The organism is Exiguobacterium sp. FD-YE-25-4 (assembly GCF_057004685.1).
The window spans coordinates 399,311-426,228 of the sequence record NZ_CM168041.1; the positions used below are offsets into that span (position 1 = coordinate 399,311).

The window sequence follows — 26,918 nt, forward strand, 5'->3', positions numbered from 1 at the left end:
CCCTTTTAATATGATTCTCAATCTAATATTGATGCTACAAGATGACTGCTATTGGATTATAATTAGTATAAGTAATCTTCCAGAGAACTAGAAAACAATAGATATATAAACGACAGATTCTGAATAAACATAGAATGAGGTATTTAAAATGATTAATTTTCAAGATAAAGTAAGTTTTATTTGGTCAATCGCAGAGGTTTTACGTGGGCCATACAAGCCAGAAGACTACGGGAAAATTGTACTGCCATTAGCCGTATTACGTCGATTTGACTGTGTGTTAGAAAGCACTAAAGAAGAAGTATTGGCAAAAGCTGATAAATTTTCATCAATGAGTGAAGAGGCTCGCGAACCAATTTTGAATCGCGTCTCTAAGCAAAATTTTTATAATACAAGTAAATATGACTTTAATAAGCTATTAACGGATTCGGATAATATCGCTGACAACTTACGCGACTACATAAATGGATTTTCAAAAGTGGCGCGAGATATCATGGACCATTTTGATTTTGATCGCCAAATCGATAAGTTGGATCAAAACAACTTATTATACTTAACGATTAAACGCTTCAGCGAAATCGACTTACATCCTGAGACTGTTTCCAACATTGAAATGGGTTATGTATTTGAGGAATTAATCCGTCGTTTTAATGAAAATGCAGAAGCAGGGGATCACTACACGCCACGTGAAGTAATTCGTTTGATGACGCACTTATTATTCCTTCATGATGATGCGAGCATTTTAACTAAGCCTGGATTAACACAAACGTTATATGACTGTGCAGCAGGAACAGGTGGTATGGGGTCAGTAGCACAGGAGTATTTACTAAGCCAAAACCCAACAGCTCATTTAGAATTTTTCGGGCAAGAAATTAACGCTGAGTCATACGCCATCTGTAAAGCGGATTTGCTGATTAAAGGAGAAGATGCACGAAACATTCGTTTAGGAAATACGTTATCAAACGACCAATTCCCAAATGAAAAATTCGATTACTTAATTTCTAATCCGCCATACGGAGTAGACTGGAAATCGTATGAAAAACCGATTAAAGAAGAACATGAAAAAGAGGGCTTTGACGGTCGTTTCGGTCCTGGTACACCTCGTACAAGTGATGGACAGTTGTTATTTTTAATGCACTTAATTTCAAAAATGAAACCAGTGACAGTAGAAAATCCACAAGGCTCTCGTCTAGCTATCATTATGAACGGTTCACCATTATTTACAGGAGATGCTGGTTCAGGGGAAAGTGAAATCCGAAGGTACGTAATAGAAAATGATCTTTTGGAAGGGATTGTAGCACTACCAAATGATTTATTCTACAATACAGGTATTTCAACGTATATTTGGATTTTAACGAATAACAAAGCACCTCTTTGTAAAGGTAAAGTGCGTTTAGTAAATGCTATAGAGTTTTCACAAAGAATGATAAGAGGAATGGGAAATAAGAAATTAGAGATAACCGATTCACAGGTTGACAAAATAGTCCAATTTTATGGTGATTTTTTAGAAAATGATAAAGTTAAAATCTTTGACAATGAAGATTTTGGTTATTCAAAAATGACTGTTGATCGTCCATTGCGGTTAAATTTCCAAATAAATGAAGAAAGAATTGCACGTATCATGCAAGAGAAGGGATTTATCAATTTAGCTACATCAAAGAAAAAAGGTGATGCAGGATACTTTGAGATTGAAGAAGGGAAAAAACTTCAAACACAAATTATTTATACTTTACGTGAAATGCAAAGTGATACTTTATATAAAAATCGTGAAGTATTTACGAAAGTTCTAAAAGATGCATTAAAAAAAGCTGGAATTACGGTGGGTACACCCGTATTAAAGTCGATTTTAGTTGGACTTTCAGAAAAAGATGAAACAGCAGATGTATGTATGAAAAATAAAATGGACATGGAGCCAGATACAGATTTACGTGATACGGAAAATGTTCCGTTAAAAGATAATATCGAGGCTTATTTTGAAAGAGAAGTATTACAACATGCACCAGATGCTTGGATTGATAAAACAAAAACTAAAATTGGTTACGAGATTCCCTTTACTCGGAAGTTTTATAAATATACGGCATTACGTACTTCTAATGAAATTATTAAGGAAATTATTGAATTAGAAGATGAAATAGTAAATCACTTACAGGGGTTAATTAATGAATAATATGAACCGAGAATATCAAGAAAGTAATTTAGAGTGGTTAGGTCATATACCAGAAAAATGGAAGTTAAAAAAATCGAAATGGAATTTTAGTGATAAATCCATAAAAGGCTTTCCTAATGAAAAATTATTATCAGTTTCTAAAGGAAAGGGATTAGTTTCTCGAGCAGAGTTAGAGTTTAAAGCAGTTATGGCCTTGAAGGACTTAGAAAGTTTCAAGTTAGTTCAAAAAAATGATTTTGTTATACATTTAAGAAGTTTCCAAAGTGGATTTGAAATGTCTGATATAAGAGGAATTGTTAGTCCTGCTTATACTGTATTTAGCGGGGATAAAGAAATAGAGCCAAAGTATTATAAATACCTTTTTTACATGCAGACGTTTATTGATTATATTGCTTCAACTACACAAAGCTTAAGAGACGGTAAGCCTATTTCTTATAAAGAGTTTTCCAATATGCTTTTGCCTCATCCTCCTATTGAAGAACAGAAGAATATAGCTAGATTTTTAGAAAATAAGTTGTCCAAGATAGAAAAAATAATTAAGAAAAAAGAAGAGCTAATATTGTTGTTAAAAGAAGAACGCAATGCAAAGATTTTAGAAATTGTTACTAAAGGATTAAAAAACAATATTGAATTAAAAGAAACTAATATTGAGTGGATAGGTAAAATTCCAAGTGATTGGAAATTAGAAAAAGCTAAGTGGTTGTTTAATGAGAAAACAATAAAGGGATTCTCGAATGAAAAGTTATTATCAGTTTCTAAAGGAAAAGGTTTAATTCCACGTGATGAAATGGAAATAAACGTTGTTATGGCCTTGAAGGACTTAGAAAATTTCAAATTAGTTCAAAAAAATGATTTTGTTATACATTTAAGAAGTTTTCAAAGCGGATTTGAAATGTCTGATATAAGAGGAATTGTCAGTCCTGCTTATACAGTTTTCGAAGGTAATGAAAAAGTATACCCGAACTACTTTAAATATGTATTTTATACTCAAAAATTTATTGAATACATCTCATCTACTACACAAAGTCTAAGAGATGGAAAACCAGTAGCATATAAAGATTTTAAAGATATGTATTTGCCTTTACCAAACATTAACGAACAAATACGTATTGCAAGGTATTTAGAAGAAGTGAACACAACGGTACATAAGATTAGTAAACAAGTTCATAAACAAATAAAGATGTTAAAAGAATACCGCCAAGGCTTAATCTACGAAGCGGTAACGGGAAAAATTGATGTACGTGAGTTGGAACTTGATTAAGTGAGGTGAGTTGTTGTGGCAATGGATACTTCGGAAAAAGGCTTTGAATCGAATATTGAAGCTGAGTTACTTGCGAATGGCTATAAAAAGCGTGTCCTAGAAGGTGATGCAAGTGCCGATTTTAAGAAGCATGCTATCGACGTAGAGGAACTGTTTGCGTTCTTAGAGGATACGCAGGAAAAACGCATGCGTACGCTTGAAAAGGCGTATGGTCCATCTTACAAAGAAGAAGTGTTAAAGCGTATCAAAGACCAGCTGCATAAACAAGGGTTAGTCGAGTGCTTACGTAAAGGCATTAGAGATCGCGGGGTGACGTTGCAATTAGCCTATAACAAACCACCAACGGATATGAATATAACGTTGAACGAACAATATCAACTAAACCGTTTTAATGTGTCTCGCCAAGTCTATTACAGCGACAAGCATAACAACAGTTTAGATATGGTCTTGTTCCTAAACGGTCTACCACTTGTTGTGATGGAGCTAAAGAATCCGCTAACGAATCAAACGGTGGAACACGCGATGAAACAGTTAAAGAATGATCGAGATCCTCGGGAACAATTCTTCCGTTTTAATGAGCGGGTTGCTGTTTACTTTGCTGTGGATCCAGACGAAGTGTTCATGACAACAAAGCTCGATAAAGGGAAAACCTATTTCTTACCTTTTAACAAAGGCAATCTAGGGGGCAAAGGAAACCCTTTACCTCAGGAAAGTAATTATCGGACACATTACTTGTGGGATGAAATTTTGGCACCTGATAGCCTCCTCGATATCCTTTATCGTTTCATTTTCGTGAAGAAAGATGAAATCAAAGATTCAAACGGTGAGACCATTGGAGAACGACAAATGCTCATCTTCCCTCGTTTTCATCAATTGGATGCAGTCCGTAAAATCGAAACAGACGTATCTCGTCATCTCGTTGGTCGTAACTATTTAATCCAACACTCTGCTGGCTCAGGGAAAACGAACTCGATTTCATGGCTCGCCCATCGATTGGCGAAATTACATAACGAGAATAACGAATCGATTTTCAGTAGCGTCATCGTCATTACCGATCGTCGCGTCTTAGATAAACAGTTGCAAGATGCGGTTTATCAGTTGGAGCATAAAGCGGGAATGGTTGAGCCGATTGATAAAAACTCTGACCAACTCGCACGTGCGATTAACAATGAGACACGCATTATCATTACAACGCTTCAAAAGTTCCCCTTCGTTTTAGAGAAAGTGGCAGGTTTAGAACGTAAAAAGTATGCAGTAATCATTGATGAAGCGCACTCCTCACAAGGGGGCAAAGCATCGACCGCTCTGACGAACGTCTTATCCGATAAGACATTAGAAGCAGCATACGAAGAAGATCGGATTGCCGAAGATAACTTGGATGATGTCGATGAGAAAATCGTAGAAGCCATCATGAAGAGTGGGAAACAAGATAACGTGTCATTCTTCGCGTTTACGGCTACCCCAAAACCAAAGACGCTAGAAAAGTTTGGGACAGTTGGTCCAGACGGTAAACCAGCAGCTTTCCATCAGTACACGATGCGCCAGGCAATCGAAGAAGGATTTATTCTAGATGTCCTCGAGAATTACACGACGTACAAGACGTTTTGGAAGATTGCGAAGACCGTAGACGATGATCCAGAAGTTTCACAAAAGCAAGCGACGAAGAAATTGGCTCAATACGTCTCCCTACACCCGCACAGTATTGCGCAGAAGACAGAAATCATCGTCGAGCACTATCGAAATTTTGTACAACGTAAAATCGGAGGCAGAGCCAAAGCGATGGTAGTAACGGCGAGCCGCTTGCACGCCGTACGCTACAAAGTCGCCTTTGATCGTTATATTAACGAGATGGGTTACAATGATTTGAAAACGGTAGTAGCGTTTTCTGGGACCGTTCAAGACGGCGGCATCAATTACACGGAGCCGGACATGAATCAGTTTTCGGAAAGAGAGTTACCAGAAAAGTTCAACTCCGATGAATATAAGGTTTTGCTAGTGGCGGAAAAATACCAAACTGGATTTGATGAACCACTCCTCCACACGATGTATGTAGATAAACCGTTAAGTGGTATTAAAGCGGTTCAGACTCTGTCTCGTTTGAATCGGACTTGCCCCGGTAAAGAAGATACATTCGTATTAGATTTTGTGAATGACCCAGAAGATATTCAAGCATCGTTCCAACCTTATTATGAATCGACTAGCTTATCTGAAGTGACTGATCCGAACATCTTGTATGACATGCAGGCTGAAATAGAACCATATCAATTATTCACGGCCGAAGAAGTGCAAAGGGTCAACGAACTCGAAGTGACAGGTGGAGCGAACAAGTCCTCAAAAGCTCAGATTGAGTTGAATGCGATTCTTGATAAAGGTGTAGACCGATTTAAAAACCTTTCAGACGAAGAACAGTATGCGTTTAAACAAGTAGCCACGAAGTTTGCACGGACTTACGGATTCATTTTACAAGTCATCACCTTCATCGATTTAGACTTACACAAGTTGTATATTTATCTGACGTATTTACTGCGTAAATTACCTCGAGGTCGAGATGACAAAGATGTTTACTTGGCCGATGATGTGACGCTTGAATACTATCGCAACCAAAAAGTGTTTGAAGGCGGCATCGAGCTTGAGAAAACAGGTGGATACGATTTAACTCCTCAAAAGCATGGGATAGGTGGCTCGGGAGATGACGAGAAAGTCCGCTTATCAAGTATATTAGACAAGTTAAATGAACGCTTTGGCACACAATTCACGGAAACTGACTTTCTTTCTCGTGAGCAAGTAAAAGAAGATATGTTAAATAGTGAAGATATTCGTGAAAAGGCAAAGAACAATACAAAAGAGAACTTTAAATTCGCATTCGAGAAGACGTTCATTAACTTCGTCATTGATCGGATGAGTAGCAATGAAGAGTTTTTCCTGAAAATCCTAGAGAACGATGAGTTTAAAACCGTGATTATGGAAGACATGATGAATGAAGTGTATGGGGAAGTGAATAACTAAAAAATGGTGCGAAGACTTCTGTAAAGTCTTCGCACCATTTTTGTGTCTTTCTTTTTACTAACGGCGGGTTATATGTCAAAGAATGCGAGATGATCATCCGATAACTTTGGATGAAGTGTCCGCCGATCTAACAGTTCATTGTTCCATTCACAAGACGTCTCACTTAAGAACAGACAGCAATGGCATGCTGCAGCTTTTCGGTCTTGGCCACCTTCAAGGCAAGTCGGGTCTGATGAGCAGTACTCCGTTAATTCAATGGCACGCTTTAACATCAATGACATCTTCTCTGGCTTGGCGAGTTCAATTAATCCTCCTAAACTGCTTTCAGAGTCACCTTCGGCAGTATGGATTAACACAGAGGCAGCGCCATTCTCAAAATATAACCGTTCTTGTAAAGAGGTAGAAGAATACCCACTCGTTTCAGCAAATGCTCGAATTAAGGCGTGAGCAAATGTGTGAAGCAAAATATGGCGAGGATATAATTCGATTTCGACTTGGCCACGCTTTATGCGTTTTTGTTGGAATCTCGCTAACTGGCCTTCGAAGATACGTTTTACAGAGGCACGACTTTCCCATTCTTCAATCATCTCTGGATTCAATTCAATAAAAATCCCTTCACCAAAAATCTCTATTCCTGGATACCAATTTGTATGATTTTTAAAAATGGAAACACCTTCTCCTGCTTGACGTTCAACGAATGAATCTGCGTACTTCAAACGATTAAAACTAGTCAATGCCCGGACTTCACGCATCAAATCTACGCGTGTGATGTGACTGATATAGTCTGTCCACTCTTCAGGAACAGGCACCCGCTCGGCTTGGCAATCTTGTTCTTGAAGCGGTGCAGTTTTTGTATGTTTCCACGCACTGAGCTCACGTTGTTTGATAGAACCAAAAGTAAGGTCCTCCAATTGCCGATTAGAATCTAAATAACGAATGCCCTTTTGAATGTCGTTTTCTGTCCAATCTCCGTCACTCAATAACCCTGTCAGCATGAATGTTTTTTGGTCTGGGGGGAAGTTTGGCCATGTATTTTTAAATAATTCATACTTTTTATCAATTTCTTGATAAATCGCTTCAGGACTTGCTGTTTTGAGTGGGAGAGTAATCACACTTTGAACGTTTGGAATATGTAATTTTGTCTCTCCACGCAAAGCTACTGTCATTTCAGCGTCGCACGTCTCGACTTGATGATGTAAAATCCATGGTTTGGTTCCAGCGCATTTTTTACCAGTGACACGTTCGAGCTCTCCTTTTTCTTTGATCCGTGCTAAAGAAACGGGGGGGGCTTTGCAATTCGTGCATATAATTCGCATTGTTTTGTAAGAACTCGATAGCGTCCCTTTATCTGTCATCAGTCGTAAACGAGGCTTATCACAAACGTCATGTCCTTGATGCGCCCATTTCACCCAAGGGAAATCACTGATGTGTCCCTTTCGACAAACTGTTACAAAACGCATTGGCGCATATTTTACTCCAAGGGGTTCACACTTTGGATTCGTACAAAATGTGCGTTTCGGTTGATCTGTCATAGATCCACAATTCGGACAAAAACGCCAGATTGGAAATCGTGATACTTTTGTTCGGATTGCTTCAGGATTGCTATTTAGTAGGCGAATTGGCTTCTGATTGAATGCGCTCATGACAGCATCGTGATCTTCTTCTCGAATTTGACCGTATTTAAATTTCCATTGATCCACTGCGTTCGTAATGAAACTACCATCTGGTAAATCTACGATAGCTCCCGGACCAAAGTGATGAAGTAATTGAGCCGCTCGAATTGAGCCTCGTTGATAAGAATGCTTTGAATCACCAGCTGTCATAGCGATTGACCTCCTCTTCGACTTTAATTTCAGGTTCTACACTACGCAAAGAAGTTAGTGCAAACATCGCCTCATGAGTATAAGGTGTTTCTTCAAAGTACTTCAACAAATGGTGTGACGTATTCATCGGTCTACCGTTCACAATTTTTTGACGATAGGCTAGTTCGTGATTTGTACGAGTAGCGAGTGATTCCCATGTATCTAACACTTCACTAACGAGCTGACGAGTTTCTGTTTCGGAACAATCATACACAGACTTAGCTCGAGCGACAAAGCGATCAATCATCGTCACGTCTATAGCATCCAAATCAAATTGACCTGCGCTATTGGATTTCGAAATAGAAGGCGATGTCATCGTTTGACGAATCAATCCCACGAGAACACCAGTAATACCGCGTTTTAATGCACCTTTAGAGAATGGTGTCACGCTTGTAGGCTCAACGTATTGATAAAACGACTGGTGGAAAGATTTGAACTGCTCATAGTGGAACAAATCCCGAGTACGTTGAGGGTTCAGAATTGTTACGACTAGGCCAGGGTGTTGACGACCAACACGGCTCGTAGCTTGGATGTATTCAGCAGTCGTCTTCGGTTGACCATGGACGACCATCAAACCGAGACGGTTGACGTCGACTCCTACGGAAATCATATTCGTACAAAGGACAGCATCCAATACTTCATCATTCTCAAATGTTCGTTCCATCCGAGCTAATAGTTCTGGAATTTCCTGCGCTTTTTTACGACTCGTCAACTCTTCGAAATCGAGTAATGGCTCTTCAATTTCATTCGCTTGAAGATACGTCCGAATCTCATCATAAAACATCGTATTCGTACCGGCCAATTCACGAATTGTATTGAAATACCCAACGACGGTCCAATACGGATCGAGTTCTGCTTTCTTCTCTCGTTTCCGTGTCGCGGCAATCAATGCTCCGTATACGTTCACAGTATGGATTTTCATACTGACCCCCGGCGAAGAAATACCTACATACAGACGACCTGGTTTCTGATCAATCGGTACTGTTTTTGAAAAAAATGAGTCATCAGGTGATTGAATATAAACTGGGAATTGGTTTGCCGGACGGTCATAAAGACCTCGAATTTGAGATTCAGCCCCACTGATGGTAGCGGTAGAAGCAACTATTTTTGGTTTTGATTCGCCAAATCCCATAAGCTCATCAATCACGAACTCATATAAACCTGTTAGAGAACCAAGTGGACCGTTTAAAAGGTGCAGCTCATCTTGGATTACAAGATCCGCAGGAGGAAGCCAAGCGTGTTGCCGTGGCAAATCTTGTGTCGGAGAGTCGTCTATGAACTTGTTGTCGGAAGCTCGATAGGATGATTTACGACCGAACAATTCTCCAATTCGCGGTTGCCAAGCAATTTGTGCTAGTTTATCGACGGTCCCGATGACGAGCGACGGTAAATGATCGTAAATGGCCTCGTCAATCGTATATGCTGGGATGCCGCTGTGGAATGTACATCTTGCTTTCGGACATTTGATTGTCGCTTTAGCTCGATTGACCGTATAGTTTTGTACAGTCAATTTCTCCCCACACCAAGGGCAATGGCTAAGTTGCATCGGGTTGCCGACTTCCCCGTTCTCAAGAGGTTCGTTGCTTGCTAGTTTTTGCAGCGCGATCTTTGCATCATCATAATTGTTTGGAGTAGATGCACTTCCAATCCAAAGTCCAATCGAGAACGGCACGGTACCTAAGTCTGCTAATTGAATATCAGGAATCTGATTCGAATAAGTATCATCGTGTCGACGAATCGCTTCCATGGCACAAATAAGAAGCGTCGCTCGCTGGAACTGTTGAATGGTTAGTAGGCGGAGCGTATAGCGCATCATGACACTCATGCCACCGTAACTCATTGGGTCGCTAGCATCATTCTTTAAGCGGCGAACAAACATCACGAATGCTGCTAAACCAAGATAGGCTTCCGTTTTACCTCCACCGGTCGGGAACCATAGCAAATCGACAAGCTGACGGTCTTTATGTTGCTCGTCAAAACTGCTAGGTAAGTTCATAAGGATAAAGGCTAACTGGAACAGACGCCATTCGCTTTTAACGGGTTCAAAATCGTATTGTCCTGTTTCTTTATATACCGAGGCATGAATCCCTTGCTCACGTTGAACATGCATCGCTAAGTTCGAGAGTCTGAAACCTGTCCATGCCTTGTCATTCGTCTTCAAAAGACGAATTCCATCGTACATACGTGAGCAAGTTTCTCTTGCTTGTTCAACTTGTTGCAAAAGTAAGGATTGATCGATTTCGCTAAGGCCGTCCAACTTCGCGGATTCATCCGCAATCCATTCCATATACGCATCTGGTAATTTGTTTAACCGAGAAATAACTTCGGCTTTAGGTTGTTTAGCCAATTCAAGCATGTTGAACGACGTATCCGTCAAACGTTGATGTTCAACGAGAGGCACTTCTTCTTTTGGCAACCATGTCGTTGTGAAGTAGTAGGTAGTGTCGTCTACGGACCAATCTGTACCGATTTGGTGACCAATAATAGGAACAGTCCGTTCGCGATATAAGAAATTGATTAGGTTGTTCATGCCGTAAGCAGGACGTGGAACAATCGCCTGTTTATTGACGCTAAATGATAGTTTCGGTTGGAAAATAATCTCCTCTTGTCTTGGGAAACGATTAGTTGAGCTTAAATCCAAGCTGTGGACAAGATAAAGACTAATGTCTACTCCGGATTTTCCCGGACGAATATACCATTTTAAAAGTAGATTTGAATCTGAGTCGATTGACAGTTCACCACTCTGATTTAAATCCAGTGAGACAATTTTTGAGAACGGCTGCCGTTTGTAATAAAAAGAGTTATCTTCTTCTAGGGATTCATAACGTGCCCAATGGATGTGACAAGTTAGTTGGGTAATCTCATTTAAAATAAAGCTTACGCCCAAGCTAGAGTTACGAAATTGATCTTGAGAGGTAATGATTTCTTCAATGGCTTCACCTTCAACAGTGATGCCTTCAACTTCGTTTAAAGGTTGATCCGTCTCTTCTTCATGAATGACGTTTGATGAGGCGCCGTATGGAAAGAGTCGACCGGTCAAATAGTATGAACTTGGTGCTGCTTTGAGCGTTTCATGTTCACCATTTTGTGGTCCTATCAGTCTTTTTTCTAGGTTCTCAACGAGTTCAGCTCGTTGTTTAGGTGAAAAGGCTTTAGATTGTGTAGTTTGCTTCTTCTGACTTGTTAATTGAAGAACGCCCTCATTCATTTGGATTTGTGTTTGGTGAGCTAGAATCTGTTGAAGTTGTCGCAAATCGATGAACTCATCTTCAAGCAAATCTAAAGCCTCAGCAATCGAGGCTTGTTGATTATCTTTACCTGATAAAAAAATAACTAGGCGTTGGATAATATCATTCATTGTTTTGCCCCTTTCTTATATAATTTAATTGTAAAACATTTGAATATAAGGGGCGAGGGGAAATGATGGAATCTTCAGGGGTAGTCTCTTCAAATATTAGTTATATTCAGTTGGCATTTAACTCACTTCACACCGATGTATTGACGCGAGAGAAATTAATTGAGTATTTGATGATGATTTGGGATTCAGGACGAGGATGTAAGAGAGAAGATGCTGTTCGGAATTTAACTACAGCGTTAGAAGCAAATGTACCGTCGGTCATTAGCGAAGGCGATTACGTGAGACGGAAAAATGATCCTTCGTCACAATTTGACTCGCTTGAGCGTGAACTACGTCAAAACCGAGAGCCTATTTTAATGAGTAAAGATTTGAAAAATAAAATAGCAAGTTTGTATAAAGATCCTCGATTTATTGTTTTAAACGGAAAGCACGGGCATAAAGACGCACAGTATGTCATTCTTAGCGAATGGCAATTGCTAAATGATTTGGTCCATCGCTATATGTACAAGAATAAACTCGAAAACATCGTCAGGCATGATGTGGTTGCGCAAGTGAAATCATACTATGACATCCAAGATTCTAACGTCTTGTTCTTCCCTAAAGTAGATTCCCGTTTCAAGACGTCCTATCAACGGATTAGTTTAAATGATTATGATAATCCACCAATGGATTACAACATCACTGTGTCACCAGATATTCTAGAAGAAATTGAAGAACAGAAAGGTGCCATTATTGAGCACTTGAAACGGAATCGCGAAACACCGATTAAAATTCGAGAAATTATTCAAAAGTATTTTCGGAAACAGCCATATGAAAATATATTCTCTGCTTATTACGAAGGATTGAGACAAGTTTTAAAGTTGGAACGAAATATTGTTATTTCTCAGAATACGATTATTTATGATGATTCCAAACCTGAAGAATTAAATCTTGCTTCAAACAAAACGCGAGGGAAAACAATTATTTCTCCAATCCCATCGCCACGACTGAAGCAGAAGATAGAAGTTACTGAACCTACTAAACGTGAACGTACAGCCAATAACCGTTTGACGGTTCGTTTATCTACACTCGAACGAAGAAATTCTACGTTTCAGGTGTCTGGTGAGTTGACAAAGTATTTTGCCGCTGGACAGCTAGAGGTATTACATCAGTCGAGTCCTTTTATCCTTACCATGAACGCAAAAGGTCAAGCAGGAAGTCACAGCTTTAGCGATTTCCTCTTCGAACATCGAATTAAACCGGGTCAAAAGATGATATTCGAGAATCTTCAGGAGGGCAAAGCGACTGTCAGAGTGGCTCCGTATCTACCAGAGGATATGCGAGAAGCTGAGCGGCTTAACCGAATACATGAACTCGATCCATCCATTGAACATCCGAGCGCACGTTCACTCTTAGTAAACTATTTATTGAAACAGAAATCTCCCGTTCCTGTGGATAAGTTAATTGAAGAGGTTCAACAGCATTATCCATATTCACCGAAGACGGTCGAGGCGATTCTGTACAAACATCCCTACTTTATTCAAGATACGCTTCACACATGGCGCTTTGAGCCGGGTCTTTGGAATACACGTCAAGAATCCAATAGTTTGCTGAATATGAACGAAGAATTGATTCAGATTTGGGGAGACTTAATACCATTCATATATGAAGGCAGTAACGTACCAGCTCCACATTTCATCCCACAAGAAGTCGAAGACGTTCGTGTCATTGTATGGGGTGGCCAATCCCCACTTAACCGAACTCAGGAACTCGAGTACCGAGAAGGTGGAATGCTCCTTAACCCTAAATCAATTAATCAGAATTTAGACGAAGAACAGTTTTTGACATGGACGTCTCTCATATATGAACGAGGAAAAAGTAGTTCGACTACAAGACATGCTTTTGATCAAAAAATCGAACGTTTCTTTCGACTAGCTGGTGTTAAAACGAATGTACTAGCAATTCCTACTTTCCCAGCTTTACGGTTACCTCATCGATTGAAGTGTTCCCGATTAACGAAATCAATCTTAAGTGGTAGCCATCCAGAAAGTAAGCATTTAGCACCGTTGTTATTTGAACAGTATCGGATAATGATGCGGTTTATTAATGAACATAAGGCCCATGTCGTTGTTTTGAATTTTGATGAGACGGAGTATGCATATTTCCTCTATGCGATGCTTGGATACTCTGAACCGATAGAACGTAAAGCGCTCACTGCATTATTAGAAGATCGACAAATGCCAATTCGAGAAGATAAGCGTGTCTTGTGGAATTGGAGCGAGTCTAAAAAACCATTCTTTAATCTAGGTAACGTAGCATTTGAGCGGAATTATCAATTGGCTAGCGAGTTGTTCAAATTGTATGACGGAGAGGCATGGAAAACTGTTAAGCAAGAAGAGTTTGTGGTGCGTTGAGATAAGGTTTTCAAACATGGAGGTATCTCATGAAAAACTCTATTACTTTTTTAGATCGGTTTCATCGCATTGAGACAATGTTACGTCAGCAGCTAAAACAGGAAGAGCACATCTCCTTCTCCTATCTTGTGGATCAGGCGGCTAAACAAAATCCCTTAATTCGACAAAAAGCGGAGCGGCTCAAAAGTTTTGGCCGCTTGCGCAACGCCATTCAACATGGGAGCGGATTGAACGGTGAGCCGATTGCGGAACCACACGAGAAAATTGTGAGTGAGATTATTGAAATTGAAGAGAAGTTACGTTCTCCAAAGCGAATGAATAACTTCTTCTGTGACGTCTATTCATTGAATGAAACGGATTCGATGAGTAAAATGCTCCAGTTTGTTCATCAATTCCAATACTCCCAATTTCCTGTTTTTAATTCAGACGGAGAATTTATTTCGCTTGTGACTGAAAGCGGTATCACGAATTGGTTGGCGTCAAAAGTGAAGGATGATCTCATTTCATTCGAAGAGAGTAGAGTGAGCGATCTTCTTTCCGTCGATGAACTTGCTGGGACGTATCGCTTTGTTTCGAGAAGAAATACTATCTATGAAGCAAAAGACTACTTTTTACAGGCTGCAAATCAAGGCAAAAAGTTAAAAGCATTATTGATTACAGAATCAGGGAAGTCCAATCAAGCGTTATTAGGGATTGTGACACATTGGGATTTAGCGAAATTTGATTGAGAAATAGAGAAGGAAGCTGACTGTTACATCAGCTTCCTTCTCTATTTCTGCTTAGGGGCAATTAAATTTAATTAACTAAAATCGGCTCAATCCCCATCTCATCAAGCAACATCCATAACGGCTCCATCGCTTGCTCCGCATCGCGGTAGAAATGGCGACCACGGACGCGCCAGAATGTCCAACCGGCCCGTTCGAGTACTTTTTGCCGGAACATATCTTGCTCGTATACGTCAGGACCGTGCCAACGCTCACCATCACATTCGACAGCAAGGCGGTTCGATTCGCCTTCGACGACGAGATCGATGCGATAGCCGTTCACTTGAACTTGCGGACGGACGAGGTAACCGCGGTTCGTCAAACGCTTATACACTTCTTCTTCAAATGGAGAGTCGAATAAGTGCTGGACCGCTTCGAACGATTCTTGATCACCGAGCGGATTCTGGCAGTAATTGACGAGTTTATAGCGCATACAGTTTTGGTTGCCGATGTCTTGCAGCGTCACAGAATGGAACAAAATCATCTGATCCCGAGCCCGACTCGCCGCGACGTTGAAGCGCTGGCTGTCGGTCTCTTTCGTGAGTGCGGCAAAACGGCGGTTCGGTGCGACGACGAGTGACAGCAACATGACGTCACGCTCATCACCTTGGAACGTATAGGCGTCACCGAAGCGGACGTTGTGCTCAATCAGCTTGTCGATTCCGATCAAGTCGGTCGCCATCCGCTCGATTTGATCGGTCTGGGCTTTCCCGAGGAGCGAGATGACCCCGAACGTCCGCTTCGCGTAGCGTGGGTCGTCAATCAACTGCTTCAAGTGAGCGACGAGCGCTTTCGCTTCCGGGACGTTGAACTTGTCTTTCGTCGTTTCAGAGACGTTCCCATCCTCGACAAAGACGCTCTGCACCGCCGGCGTCAACCGTTCGGCACGTTGCGGGAGTCGGAGTGGGACGATCCGACCTTCGTACACATGGGCGTTGCTGAAACCGATAATCTCCGGTACGCAACGGAAGTGTTCACGGAGCCCGACCGTCGCACTGAACTTGACGGAGGCGAGGTCGTATAGACTCGATGAGCCATCGAATAACGTCATCGTCGTGTCGTTTCCGAAGTATGTCTTTTTCTTCTCTTGGATCGCATTTTGATCTTGGAACGTCGTTGGACTGATTTGGCGGTCATCCCCGACGATGATGGCTTTTCGAGCACGCGACAAGAGCGAGATGGCATCCATCGTGCTTTGTGAGCTCTCGTCGAAGATGATGACGTCGAACAGCTCGTCGATTTCTTTGAACGATTCGAGCACGCGGTTCACCGGCATAATCCAGACTGGGATCGCGTCTTGGGCTGCAGCCATTTGACGGGCGGCTTCCCGCTTATGACGAGCCGCATGTTTCCCGGTGCCTTTCCCGATTTGGCGAATCAACTTCGCCCAACTGTTCAAGCGTTCTTGTTTCGACGGTGTCATCCGCGTCAGCTGCTCTTTCCACGCGTATGTCGCACACAAGTCCGCTGTCGCTTTTCCTTCCTCTTTCTCCAATCGTTTCATCTTCTCCCGATAATCGTCGTCGCTCAGTGCTTCGAGCAGCGTCAAGACACGTGCTACTTTCCAATCGAGTTCGAACGTCTGAAGTTGAAGTGTCGGAGCAGTACCATCATAGAACGCGTTCAACCAACCCGGAGCGACTTGTTTGATGCGCTCTGTCAGTTCTTTTAGGCGTGTCGCCTTCACGTTTTGTTGCTCAAGTAATGCCAACTCTTCAATGGACTGCGTGTAACGTGCGGCATCCCAAGTTTGCATCGCTTGTTTGAGACGTAACGCCGCTGGATGGATGTGCGTGTCATGGATGAGTGATAGATAAGACGTCTGGATTGTCTGTAGCCCCTTCATCTCATCGAGCGCCAGCGAGGCATCTAGCTCTTGTTTCGCTTGCGTCAACCAAGCTTTCTCATAGCGGAACCGTTCATCGTACAGACGGAAAGCCGGAGCCAATGACTCGTTGTACGTCACAAAGACAGCTTTCCATTCACGGAGCGCATGAAGCGCCGTCCGATAAGACGAAAATTCAGGTGTCTCCAGCTCGAGTTCAAAGTGCTCACACGCATATTTGAAACGACGTGATAATGTCGTCAACGATGACTTCAATTCATTAAATTGTTTCAACAGTTGAAGGTCGGCACTCGATTGCGGAGCCTTCCCGTCAATTTTGGTTTCATCGAGTAAGACGGCATATTTTTTACGTTTCGTCAGTTTGAAGAAAAAGCCGTCGGTCTTTCCTTCGTCTAAAACCGGACCGAGTTCGTCAGCGAGCGTCCATACATCATTCGGTAAAGTAGATGGCAATTCGATGTCGTGGACGGCGAGTTTACGCTCCAACGACTCGAGTGCTTTGACGTCGCGTTCAAACGTCTGACAGTCTTCTTCACATTGCACTTCATCGCTTCGATGGGTGGCCCAGTAGCTGTACCGTTCACGTAGCCACTCGGGTTGACGATCAAATGACTCGAGCAACGTCTGAATATGGTCTCGTGTCTGTTGACGAAGTGACGTCGATTTTTCCTGTAACCATGACGCAGCGGCCTGCGTCTGTTCGAGAGCGGCGAGTTGTTCGTAACGACCGCTTTCGGCTAAGAACGTTTCAAGGGACGGAAGCGTTGTCGTCGCTGGATAGGTCGTCACATTCGGTCCTTGGTTGAGCATTTCCCGTTCTGCCATGAGTTGATAGAAGTCCGCCAATTCATCAGCCGTCAGCGGACAAGTGTCTGTCAATATGGGGAGCGGAAGCTGCATCGTGACTTTTTGTTCGCTCGTCCATTTCGCCCAATCGGTCGGTGAACGCGTCTCATCGAGATATGGAATCACTGTATGCTCGCTAGCGGCTTGCTCAATCATTTTCCGACGCAGACGGGCAATCTCTTCACGTGTCTCATACAACTTTTGTTGCTTTTGTGTTCCTGTCTTCTCTAATTCCGAAGCGGTCGTGCGATTCAAGTACGAGGCAATCTCTTGGAGTGAACTTTCCGTCTGCTTTGTCGTCTTTGAATCTGATCCAAGGACGGATACCGCGAGCTGGCGAATTTGGGCCGGAAGTTTATCACGCAAGACGTTCAACGCATGTTCCTTTTCACTGGTGACGAGGACGCGCTTTCCGTGTGCAAGCAAGTGCGAAATCAAGTTCGAAATCGTGTGACTCTTCCCGGTGCCAGGGGGTCCTTGTACGACGACACCGGCATGGTTACTCAATTGACTTAAAATGCGTTTTTGTTCTTCATTATACGGAAGCGGGAAAAGAATCTCTTCACCGACCGGCTTCCACGTGTCACGATCGAGCGCGTCAAGCGCGTGGATTTCTTCGTCGTTCGACGTCAAAAACTGTTGCAAGGCAGGTGAAGGTGATAGACCGTTTTCGATCAACGTGGCCAAGTTCTCATGTTCTTCGACCCACGCATGGGCAGACTTCTTGCGAACGTATAAGCGCATGCCGGGCATTGCATAGACGGTTGCGATTTCGCCATAGGCGTGGTCGTCATTCAACAGCTTCAATACACGCTCGGACTGCTCTTTTAATTCTGTCTCGACCCATGGTTTGAAGTCGAAGGTGAGCTCTTCTTTAAAATCGACTTCGTATCGGGATAGTTCAGATGACATCCAAACATGGTCACGGTCGAGCATATCAAGTTCGAGCTTCGTCGGTATGGCTGACGCTTCAATGCGGAACAGACTCTTCTCTTGATCGAACTCAAGTACGGCCGCTCGTGTGAACAACGGCCGTTCAACTTTGTCATTCGGCCAGTGCAACATCCCGAATGAATAGACAAGTTCATATGTATCGCTCTCGGTCGAGAGAAGTTGCATCGTCCGATACATCGTGTCGTATAATTTGCGAGCAGTTTCATGCGCTTTTTTCTCTTGTTCCCACGTTTCAATCGAAGTTAAAAAGTCATTGAACGTCGAGTCGAGTTTTTCAGGAAACAATTCTGTCCGTTTATACGTTTCGCCTTCTTGGAGAACGTAGGCGTACAACTCTCGCGGTAGACTCGGTCGCTTCTCTGCGAATGGTGCGAGAAAATGAACTTCGATGGAGAGCTCCTCTTCTTGAGTGACGCGAACGTTCGGATACGTTGACGCCTCGGGAGATAAAAGGAGTTCATAGCTTTTTGTATTGGTTTCAGTACGAATATCCATCCGTTTGACAGCCGCTAAAAACTTAAATAAATCAGCTGTTTTTTGTTGGGTTGTTGCGTTCATGGTTAAATCCTTCTTTCTTCAAAAACGATGATGTGACAGTCGTCTCATTCCAAACATAGGGAATGTTTCCCGCCTATTTAGGAATCAACTAACATTATAACGCCCGTTTCAAAAGAAAGGGAGATAAAAATTATACTAGGTGGTAGTTGTTTCTAATTTTGATTCAAGAATTTACCTCGTTCGTTAAAATGGCGCAATCTACAGACTATACGATTTGGTAAAATGAGGATATCAAATGATGTAGGGGTGTAAGGCATGAAGGCGGTTTTAGAAAGTGAACAGCATCGACTTGATACCTTTTGTATGGTAATCGAGTCTCATCTAAATGGGAAGACAGCAGGAGACAAACCGGGTCTTGAGTCAAGCGACTATGAAATGATTGACATGCGGGGGCATTCACGTCAATCAGAAAGTGCACAGGAACGACAACGGTACAAAGACGCGCTGAAAGAGTTGTATTCATTCACATTCGTGATTGAGGAAGAAGGTGAAGAAGAGATTTATCCGGTCGGAAAGTTCGGAGTGGCACACCCTCGTTCACCTGAGATTCCGCTCGTCCTAGACTGGCGAAGTGAGATGGCGATGCGTGCGTCCATGTTTAACGGGGAAACGATTGAGACGCCAGGTGGTGATATCGTCGGGATGACACAGCTCGAGCTTGATCGAAGACTACGACGTGTCGTTCAGGCAAACCATCGTCGTGCACCAAAACGACAACCGAGCTCATTGACGAAACGGTTTACCGAACAAATCAAATCGACATTCAAAAAGCCGTCGACGGTGCCTGACGTCCCTCAAGAGAGTTTTATGAAGCAAGAGTTGACGAAGAAACAAAAAGACCGTTCCATTGACGGATTCATCGCGACGCGGCAAGCCGAACAGAACCACATCATCCAGGCACCCGTGAATACATACATGATTGTCCAAGGGGCGGCCGGGACCGGGAAGTCGTTGACGGCGCTGCATCGTATGTCTTATTTGCAGTATCAAGACGAACGTCGGAAGATGCTTTATTTAGCTCCGAACGAAGCGACTATTTATCAACTATTAAAGGATGCAGATCATCTACAATTGAAATCGATTTCCACAATGACATTCGATCATTGGACAAAATCAAGTAGTAAAATGGGATTCTCATCACTTAGTGTTCCTGAACTATTACCTTTATACGAATCGGATGTATTATTCTCATGGGCGGAAGCCGCGTTGGAAGAGTGGTATGAGGATGTGGCGGTTCTACTTAAACGTTATGAACCCATACCTTCTTTAGAATCACTGCACCAAAGAGTGTTGGGTATATGGTTTGGACATGAGAAACCAGGACCTTATCAATCAGAACAAATCATACAGATAATTAGGAGTGAGTCAGAGCGTCTCTCAATAATTGATAAAGAAAGATATAAAAAAGAGTTTATGAAGAGTATGTCATTTTGGTCTGCTGATTTACATTCTGATAAGGAAAAAGCGTTAAATGATTTATTACGTGAAAGTATGGAGAAGCGTTTTGAACGTGAAAAGCGTGAACGAAAACTATTTCTTAACTTTTGGAAGAGAACAACGAAATTAGAGGTAGCATCCATTTGGACAATCTTAAAAAATCCTGAGAGATTGATGTACCTAAAGAATGTATATTCAAATGATTTACTTGAGATGTGGCATAAATTAAAGCGACCAACACAACTTGATCGTTTCTTTTTGACGTATCTGCACTATGAAACAACTGGATATCCCGACAAATGGAGTCATCTTTTTGTCGATGAGGGACAGACGCTTCGACCACTCGACATTTTCGTACTCGAGAAGTTATGTCACGGGATGACGGTATTTGGTGATACGCTTCAAAGCTATCGTTCGCTCGAAATGACCTCTTGGAAACCTATTAAAATGCACGGACAATCGAATTGGACGATCGAGTACTTAACGAAAACGTTCCGTACCGCGAAACCGATTGTTGATTTAGCTAAAGCTTTATTAGCTGATGCGGGTCATGACACGAGTTGGATTGATCCATTTGAAAGGAACGGGAAACCGGTTGAACTGCTAAGATCGAAAAAGAGTCGTGAATTAAAAGAGTTACTATCTCGATGGAGAAAAGAAGAATATTCGATTTGTATCATCACACCAACGATGGAGCGCGCGTCTTTCTTACATTCAAAATTACAGTTGCCGACGCAACTCATTCAATCGGAAACTACAAAAGTGAGTGACGAGATTATCATCTCGACAATCGATTACTTGCGTGGAATGGAATTTGATGCAGTATTGATGATGGACGTGGATGAAATGAACTATTTTGATACGCCTCAGGAAGCCCGACGGTTGTATGTTTCTTTAACGCGAGCGTTGCATGAAGTTGTTCTCCATACTACAAATGAATACTCACTTTTATTAGCTGATCAGCTGTTGGAAGTGTAAGTTATATCGAAGCTTGTTGCTCTTTCTTAGTAAAACACTGGTCGTACGCATGGTAATCGCATTGGTGAGTTCAGGTTAGATGAGAATAGATTACCGGTCATTATATTTTTGCAAGATTGTCCTTAATAGAATATAAAATACAGTTTGGCACCGATGCGTATCATATAATTAGGTTAATACAATACTAGGAGGTAGAGTGATGAGTGAAAAAGGAGAAATCAGTCAATCCGCAAAACAGCTTATGGAAAATGAACATGCGTTAAATGACATCCCTTTTAAACAATATGAAACACTTTTAAAGCATACTCCAGACATCATAAATGCGGTTAGCAATATGGGAGGAGTCGGCTCGAAATCGCAAGACAAAGTGTACAGTACAATCGATAAAGCGATTGATGTCTTTTCCGAACAACTCAAAGACGACAACCTAACGGATGAAACTAGAGACAAACTCAATGATCGGATTGAGCGAATGGTGGATAAGTCATTTCAAAAAGATTCGGAGTTCAAGAGATGGATGGGTGCATCGATTGTGGCCGGAGTCAGTGGTGCCGCATTGGCATTAGCAAAAAATCCAGAAGCGAGAAAAACGCTGATTAATTTGCTGACGAAGAAGGGCTGAATGTAGCAAATAGGATAGTTGTACGAAGTTTTTAAAATAGCAGGAGCGACGATTCAATTCGTCGCTCCTTTCTAGTTCATCTGATCTGTTCTCCATTACCGATACACTAGCGTTCAAACTGTTCGTTTGTTAAAACGAAACTTAAGTAGTATTGATACGTAAAAGAAAGTGGGAAAGGGGAGGGGGATAATGGCGCCACGTTGCACGAATTGTCACTATAAGTGGAGAATCAAAGAAGTTTTGGCACTCGGTTTTTCTCCGGACGGAAAAGACTGTCCGAACTGTGGTCAAAAACAATACATTTCTGTTGAAACTCAAAGTTTATTGACCTTGGGATACTTAAGCCTCGTATTCGTTCCGTTTATCCTACTTTGGATTAAATTAAGTGATCACGATGAGAATACAAGCAGATGATGAAATTCCTAGGACTATGCTTATCCATCAGTTTAGCGTATTGGGCCCTCGATTATAGCATTCACGATGAAGGGTTAGGGTTTCATAGAAAGGTGCCATTGTTTACTGTGCTGCCGTCGTGTATTTTATACGTAATTCTTTATGGAATGGATTTAAAAGAACGTTTCAAAAAAAGCGACGAGTAACATCGTCGCTTTTTAGTCTGTCTGTTTCCGGTTATACATCACAATACTTCCAACGAACACAATGAGCGCCCAGGCAGACAGAATCGCAAGCTCCACCCATGTAGAGCCGAGTCCAGCACCCGCCTCGATTTGATGCGCGAGGTCGATCAAGACGATGTTCGGCAAATATTCGAGTAAACCGATGATAGAGAAACGGTCCTCGTACACCAACAACATCGGTGAGAACGAGAAGAAGAAAAACGCCGGCATGACGATGAGCGAGGCTTCCATGACCGTCTTCGTCATCAATCCGAGAATCGTCCCAATCCCGATGTAAAAGAACGTCGAGACAATCAATGCGAGTGAGATGACGAGCAGGTTCGCAGGGCTGTATCCCATGATAAAGGCACACGCCGCGATGAGGATGAGCGTCGTCACGAAGGTGAGCGCACTCTTTCCGAGCAGGATGTCGAGCGTGCTCGCCGGCGACAGCATCAACCCACGGAGCGTGTTCTTTTCTTTCTCTTCGGCAATCAAGGCGCACTGGACGAACGTCGCGACGAGGCTGAACGTGATATTGATGACGAAGTACGTCACGTCGATGCCTCCTCCGCCGAGCTGTGAATAGAAGACGGCGAAGAACAACGGCATGATTAACGTCGAGGAGACGAATAAGTTCCGCGACAAGTCTTTGTAGTCTTTCTGAAAAATGGCGAGTGCCCGTTTTATTGAAAATGTCATGATAATTTCCTCCCCGTCACTTCGATAAAGATATCTCCGAGCGTCGGCTCATTCGAATGGATGGCCGCGATGTTTTGGTCGCGCATGTGTTCGTGTAGCCAGTCGGCCCCGTCTTTTCCTTGATTCAATTCAACCATCTCCCCGTCATGCAGTTCGACGCGCATGGAGCCATTCGCATATTTCCGGCGTAATCGTTTCGGGGCGTCGAGGAGTTGAATTTCCCCTTGATGTAAGAAAGCGACGCGGTCGCACAGTTCCTCGGCCTCGTTCATATCGTGCGTCGTCAAGAAGATGGTCGTCCCTTTTGCCTTCAAGCGTTCGATGCCTTTATAGATGTGGCGTGAGTTGACCGGGTCGAGTGCGGACGTCGGCTCATCTAAAAATAACAGTTCCGGTTCATGTAACAATGCTCGGGCCAGTGTCACCCGTTGCAGCATCCCGCGCGATAAAGCGGAGATGCGTTTTTTGCGTTCCCCGGCCAAGTTCACCATCTGGAGCACGTCATCGATACGTGTGCGTGGCTCGTCGTACAGGTCGCAATAGAGCTGCAAGTTCTCTTCAATCGAGAGACGCGTGTACAGTCCGCTGTTATCGGTCAACACGCCAATCCGCTTCCGATACTGTTCTTGTTTCAACTCCGAGACCGGCACGCCGAACACGGTTGCGTCACCTGATGTTTGAGCGAGTTGGGAAGTTAAGATTTTGATGGTCGTCGTCTTCCCAGATCCACTCGGTCCAAGAAAGCCGAACACTTCTCCCTTGCCGACAGAAAACGTCACGTCGCGTAACGCCTCTTCATTGCCGAATAGCTTTTTTAATCCGTGCACTTGAATGATTGAGTCCATTCTCGTTCCTCCTCGTCGATGTCGTCTTGCTTGCTTACATCATATCGAGGGGAAGCGATGGGCGCATTAGAATGGCGACAAATGGCGCTTTTCGAGGAGCGAGTGGAGCAAATATAACGGTGAATGGATCCTATTTCAGCCCGATCATCGTCTTCAATTCAGCCATTTTCGTCTTCGAGAGCGGGATGGTCGTCTTCGCCGAATCATCGAGTACGAGGCTGAAACTGTTCTTCGTATAGGTGATGACTTCCCGCACTCGTTGAAGGTTGACGATATATGACCGGTGACAGCGGAAGAACCCGTACGGTGTCAAACGTGTCTCGAGTTCGTTCATCGTGAAGACGCTCGGGAACTGTTCGGACTGACTGTGCAATACGGATTGTCCGTCCTGACTTTCGATGTAGTCGATTTCCGGCGGGTCAAGCAAGACGATTTTCTCGTTCACTTTCGTCGGAATTTTCTCGAAGCGGACGTGCATGACGTCAGGCGTGATATCTTCGTTCGCATCCGGTTCATCCGGTTCCACGTCGAGCAGGCGCAAGTGTCGGTGGTCAATCCGATAGACGGTCGACGTGACGAACAGGGCGCTCTCCATGTTGCTCGTCAGAAGCAGGATGGCTTTTTGTTGCTGTTTCAGTTGCATTAAGACGGTCGCGAACAAGTGCCGCGTCTCTTGGTCGACGTTTTGATCCGGTTCTTCAAGCACATAGATATCCCGGTTATGTAAGAGCAGGGCCGCGTATTGGACGCGCCGAACGAGAGACAAGCTGAGCCGGTTTAATCGTTTGTTCCGATATGGGGTGAGTTGAACGGTTTGCAAGATGGCATCCAGCGATTCCGTCGATTCGTAGAGCGTGTGCGTGAAACGCAAATATTCCTCAACCGTCAACCGGTCATATAACCCATCACGGATGGAGAATACCGTGAGCGTACGATTCGCTGTATCGATGGTCCCGGAGTAGGTCGCATGCTTGTCGGTCAATAGCGCGAACAATATTTCCCGGGAAGTGACGCCGCAGTGGATGGCCGCGATTTCACCTGCATTGATGGTGAAGGAGATATTTTCAAGGATGAGCGTGTCTTGTTGGCGAACAGAGACGTTGTCGAACGTAAGCACCGAATCCCTCCCTTTTTAGTTGGAGTATAACATTTTACAAAGAAGGTCTTAAGAGGGAAATTATTACTCATGTAAGTTACATCTTTTGGTAAAATTGAAGGGTGCAGTTTTATGATAAGGTGGTGAATCAATCATATGGTCGAAGAATACGAGCGACTCCAAACACAAGTGTTTGAGCTTCAAGTAGAAGTAGAGATGCTCCAAACGTTGTTACGTAAAATGATTAATCAGGATGAGGCGTTACATCATAACATCGAAAGCGAATTGGAATACATCTTTCTCACACAAGAGTTACCAGTCGAAAAACGTTTCGACGTTTCTTTTTATTTGACGCGACTGCAAAAAGAATATCAATTCGAAAAAACGATTCCCGATTTTATGTCTTTCCACGAAGGACTAAAGGAAAGATTAGGAGTAGACGAATTGTCGATGAGGGTGTCAAAGCGATTGATTCAAGAACATATCGATCGAGGTATTTTTTCAGTGGGGAAAGAAATTTTAACAACGATGAAATGAGGCTGTATCAAACATGAACGAAGTACAACGACTGATGGACAAAGTGATTGAATTCCGTGACGAGCGCGATTGGGCGTTCCACCATAACCCGAAAGACTTAGCGTTATCGTTATCGCTCGAGGCGAGCGAACTGTTGGAGTTGTTCCAATGGGTGTCGAGCGAAGAAGCGCTCGAGACGAAACACGTCGAGATGAAAGAAGAGCTCGCGGATGTCCTCATCTACGCGCTGACGTTTGCTCATGCGGCAGGGATTGATGTGTCGCAGGCGATTGAAGAGAAGCTCGAGAAAAATGCGGTGAAGTATCCGAGTCCACAATCATGAGTGAAACGCTCGAAAGGTATCCTCCAGATCAATTTATGATTCCTTGCCATTTAATCGGAAAGAATTTCTCACCTCGCGTCGCATCGGAGAAAACAGGTATTCGGTTTTATACCCAGACCGAAGTCGGGGAGATGGAGCGCATAGGAAAGCTGATTGCTACGCACGGTCATGCGTCATTTGAACCACCACTTGAATTTCAACAAATGGAAAATCCGTATATCGGACTCTTTTGGATGGTGGACACCCTTACAAAACATATCGATACCCTTCGTTCTTGTGGAGCCGACCATATTTATATCGACTTAGGTGTCATTTATTATGGTGATTTAAAGTTGGGGTTTGACCCAGACTTCTTGATGAAACTTGCAAACTTGAAGATTGAGTTTTGGATTAGTGGTTATGAAGAGAAGGGAGAGAACTCATAATGAGAGCGAAACATCGACGCCTTTTTCTCATGTATCTCAGTGTAGGTCTATTGAATATCGTCCTTTTGCTTATGATGCCGCTTTTTCAAATCGAGAGTTCAACATGGATGCTCGTCATGTTTCCGTTATTGACGATTATTTGGTTTGCGAATGCTTTCGTTCATTGGAGACATATGAAACAAGAGACGATTCAATAAAAAAACGGCTGAAGCCTAGCATCTAGATAAAATAAATTCGAAAGGAGCTCGTCATGTATCATTATCTGAACGACATATAACCTTATATTCGCGGACCGCCTTATGATTTGTCTCGAACTTACTAGACA

Annotated in this window: 17 protein-coding genes; 11 read left to right on the top strand and 6 right to left on the bottom strand. The window is 42.9% G+C overall.

Translation table 11 applies throughout. The features are described 5' to 3' along the window. Positions 1 to 148 precede the first annotated feature (148 nt). Genes AC13H5_RS02135 through AC13H5_RS02145 form a run of 3 tightly spaced genes read left to right on the top strand, consistent with a single transcriptional unit; the run spans position 149 to position 6,431 of the window. On the top strand, positions 149 to 2,164 hold the full coding sequence (locus tag AC13H5_RS02135) for a type I restriction-modification system subunit M (protein ID WP_483546209.1): 2,016 nt from the start codon (positions 149 to 151) through the stop codon (positions 2,162 to 2,164). Next, positions 2,157 to 3,425 carry a restriction endonuclease subunit S gene (locus AC13H5_RS02140; protein ID WP_483546210.1) on the top strand — a complete coding sequence of 423 codons (1,269 nt, stop codon included), beginning with the start codon at positions 2,157 to 2,159 and terminating at the stop codon, positions 3,423 to 3,425. The genes AC13H5_RS02135 and AC13H5_RS02140 overlap by 8 nt, the downstream gene beginning before the upstream one ends. A gap of 15 nt (positions 3,426 to 3,440) precedes the next feature. After that, positions 3,441 to 6,431 (top strand): type I restriction endonuclease subunit R, encoded by a 2,991-nt coding sequence (locus tag AC13H5_RS02145; RefSeq protein ID WP_483546211.1) that lies wholly within the window; start codon positions 3,441 to 3,443, stop codon positions 6,429 to 6,431. A gap of 68 nt (positions 6,432 to 6,499) precedes the next feature. Here AC13H5_RS02145 and drmB read toward each other — a convergent pair whose 3' ends face one another. Together drmB and drmA are read right to left on the bottom strand one after the other, a co-directional pair. Then, positions 6,500 to 8,254: a DrmB family protein gene (gene drmB, locus AC13H5_RS02150; protein WP_483546212.1), complete on the bottom strand. Its 1,755-nt coding sequence runs from the start codon at positions 8,252 to 8,254 to the stop codon at positions 6,500 to 6,502. Further along, on the bottom strand, positions 8,241 to 11,651 hold the full coding sequence (gene drmA / locus AC13H5_RS02155; protein ID WP_483546213.1) for a DISARM system helicase DrmA: 3,411 nt from the start codon (positions 11,649 to 11,651) through the stop codon (positions 8,241 to 8,243). The genes drmB and drmA overlap by 14 nt, the downstream gene beginning before the upstream one ends. A gap of 62 nt (positions 11,652 to 11,713) precedes the next feature. Here drmA and AC13H5_RS02160 point away from each other — a divergent pair, with 62 nt between their 5' ends. Then, positions 11,714 to 14,044 carry a hypothetical protein gene (locus AC13H5_RS02160; protein WP_483546214.1) on the top strand — a complete coding sequence of 777 codons (2,331 nt, stop codon included), beginning with the start codon at positions 11,714 to 11,716 and terminating at the stop codon, positions 14,042 to 14,044. 29 nt (positions 14,045 to 14,073) lie between these two features. After that, positions 14,074 to 14,772: a CBS domain-containing protein gene (locus AC13H5_RS02165; protein WP_483546215.1), complete on the top strand. Its 699-nt coding sequence runs from the start codon at positions 14,074 to 14,076 to the stop codon at positions 14,770 to 14,772. A gap of 67 nt (positions 14,773 to 14,839) precedes the next feature. On the opposite strand, the gene AC13H5_RS02170 is transcribed toward AC13H5_RS02165, so the two are convergent. Then, complete coding sequence (locus AC13H5_RS02170) at positions 14,840 to 19,012, bottom strand: AAA domain-containing protein (RefSeq protein ID WP_483546216.1); 4,173 nt, start codon at positions 19,010 to 19,012, stop codon at positions 14,840 to 14,842. 255 nt (positions 19,013 to 19,267) lie between these two features. Here AC13H5_RS02170 and AC13H5_RS02175 point away from each other — a divergent pair, with 255 nt between their 5' ends. From AC13H5_RS02175 to AC13H5_RS02185, 3 genes are all read left to right on the top strand, one after another. After that, positions 19,268 to 21,427 carry an ATP-binding domain-containing protein gene (locus AC13H5_RS02175; RefSeq protein ID WP_483546217.1) on the top strand — a complete coding sequence of 720 codons (2,160 nt, stop codon included), beginning with the start codon at positions 19,268 to 19,270 and terminating at the stop codon, positions 21,425 to 21,427. Between the two features lie 199 nt (positions 21,428 to 21,626). Continuing rightward, complete coding sequence (locus AC13H5_RS02180; RefSeq protein ID WP_233005384.1) at positions 21,627 to 22,049, top strand: hypothetical protein; 423 nt, start codon at positions 21,627 to 21,629, stop codon at positions 22,047 to 22,049. Between the two features lie 189 nt (positions 22,050 to 22,238). Beyond that, positions 22,239 to 22,463, top strand: a complete 225-nt coding sequence (locus tag AC13H5_RS02185; protein ID WP_233005383.1) for a TIGR04104 family putative zinc finger protein — start codon at positions 22,239 to 22,241, stop codon at positions 22,461 to 22,463. Between the two features lie 197 nt (positions 22,464 to 22,660). Here AC13H5_RS02185 and AC13H5_RS02190 read toward each other — a convergent pair whose 3' ends face one another. From AC13H5_RS02190 to AC13H5_RS02200, 3 genes are all read right to left on the bottom strand, one after another. Further along, positions 22,661 to 23,368, bottom strand: a complete 708-nt coding sequence (locus AC13H5_RS02190; RefSeq protein WP_483546218.1) for an ABC transporter permease — start codon at positions 23,366 to 23,368, stop codon at positions 22,661 to 22,663. Beyond that, complete coding sequence (locus tag AC13H5_RS02195) at positions 23,365 to 24,213, bottom strand: ABC transporter ATP-binding protein (RefSeq protein WP_483546219.1); 849 nt, start codon at positions 24,211 to 24,213, stop codon at positions 23,365 to 23,367. Before AC13H5_RS02195 ends, AC13H5_RS02190 begins: the two co-directional genes overlap by 4 nt. A 130-nt stretch (positions 24,214 to 24,343) precedes the next feature. Beyond that, positions 24,344 to 25,330: a LytTR family transcriptional regulator DNA-binding domain-containing protein gene (locus AC13H5_RS02200; protein WP_483546220.1), complete on the bottom strand. Its 987-nt coding sequence runs from the start codon at positions 25,328 to 25,330 to the stop codon at positions 24,344 to 24,346. A 135-nt stretch (positions 25,331 to 25,465) separates the two neighbouring features. On the opposite strand from AC13H5_RS02200, the gene AC13H5_RS02205 reads away from it, so the two are divergent. From AC13H5_RS02205 to AC13H5_RS02215, 3 genes are read left to right on the top strand one after another with little or no spacing between them, the layout of a single operon-like run. Continuing rightward, positions 25,466 to 25,846 (top strand): hypothetical protein, encoded by a 381-nt coding sequence (locus AC13H5_RS02205; protein ID WP_255177132.1) that lies wholly within the window; start codon positions 25,466 to 25,468, stop codon positions 25,844 to 25,846. Positions 25,847 to 25,859: 13 nt separating this feature from the next. After that, positions 25,860 to 26,168 carry a nucleotide pyrophosphohydrolase gene (locus AC13H5_RS02210; protein ID WP_214754722.1) on the top strand — a complete coding sequence of 103 codons (309 nt, stop codon included), beginning with the start codon at positions 25,860 to 25,862 and terminating at the stop codon, positions 26,166 to 26,168. Beyond that, a complete protein-coding gene (locus AC13H5_RS02215) occupies positions 26,165 to 26,593 on the top strand; it encodes a hypothetical protein (protein ID WP_214824404.1) in 429 nt (142 codons plus the stop codon). The genes AC13H5_RS02210 and AC13H5_RS02215 overlap by 4 nt, the downstream gene beginning before the upstream one ends. Positions 26,594 to 26,918: the final 325 nt, after the last annotated feature.

Excerpts from the sequence above, each read along its gene's own strand:
- AC13H5_RS02190 (WP_483546218.1), bottom strand. The coding sequence starts at position 23,368 with ATGACATTTTCAATAAAACGGGCACTCGCCATTTTTCAGAAAGACTAC.
- AC13H5_RS02210 (WP_214754722.1), top strand. The coding sequence starts at position 25,860 with ATGAACGAAGTACAACGACTGATGGACAAAGTGATTGAATTCCGTGAC.
- AC13H5_RS02160 (WP_483546214.1), top strand. The coding sequence starts at position 11,714 with ATGATGGAATCTTCAGGGGTAGTCTCTTCAAATATTAGTTATATTCAG.
- drmA (WP_483546213.1), bottom strand. The coding sequence starts at position 11,651 with ATGAATGATATTATCCAACGCCTAGTTATTTTTTTATCAGGTAAAGAT.
- AC13H5_RS02185 (WP_233005383.1), top strand. The coding sequence starts at position 22,239 with ATGGCGCCACGTTGCACGAATTGTCACTATAAGTGGAGAATCAAAGAA.
- AC13H5_RS02170 (WP_483546216.1), bottom strand. The coding sequence starts at position 19,012 with ATGAACGCAACAACCCAACAAAAAACAGCTGATTTATTTAAGTTTTTA.
- AC13H5_RS02165 (WP_483546215.1), top strand. The coding sequence starts at position 14,074 with ATGAAAAACTCTATTACTTTTTTAGATCGGTTTCATCGCATTGAGACA.
- AC13H5_RS02135 (WP_483546209.1), top strand. The coding sequence starts at position 149 with ATGATTAATTTTCAAGATAAAGTAAGTTTTATTTGGTCAATCGCAGAG.
- AC13H5_RS02180 (WP_233005384.1), top strand. The coding sequence starts at position 21,627 with ATGAGTGAAAAAGGAGAAATCAGTCAATCCGCAAAACAGCTTATGGAA.
- AC13H5_RS02140 (WP_483546210.1), top strand. The coding sequence starts at position 2,157 with ATGAATAATATGAACCGAGAATATCAAGAAAGTAATTTAGAGTGGTTA.
- AC13H5_RS02195 (WP_483546219.1), bottom strand. The coding sequence starts at position 24,213 with ATGGACTCAATCATTCAAGTGCACGGATTAAAAAAGCTATTCGGCAAT.
- AC13H5_RS02215 (WP_214824404.1), top strand. The coding sequence starts at position 26,165 with ATGAGTGAAACGCTCGAAAGGTATCCTCCAGATCAATTTATGATTCCT.
- AC13H5_RS02205 (WP_255177132.1), top strand. The coding sequence starts at position 25,466 with ATGGTCGAAGAATACGAGCGACTCCAAACACAAGTGTTTGAGCTTCAA.
- AC13H5_RS02175 (WP_483546217.1), top strand. The coding sequence starts at position 19,268 with ATGAAGGCGGTTTTAGAAAGTGAACAGCATCGACTTGATACCTTTTGT.
- drmB (WP_483546212.1), bottom strand. The coding sequence starts at position 8,254 with ATGACAGCTGGTGATTCAAAGCATTCTTATCAACGAGGCTCAATTCGA.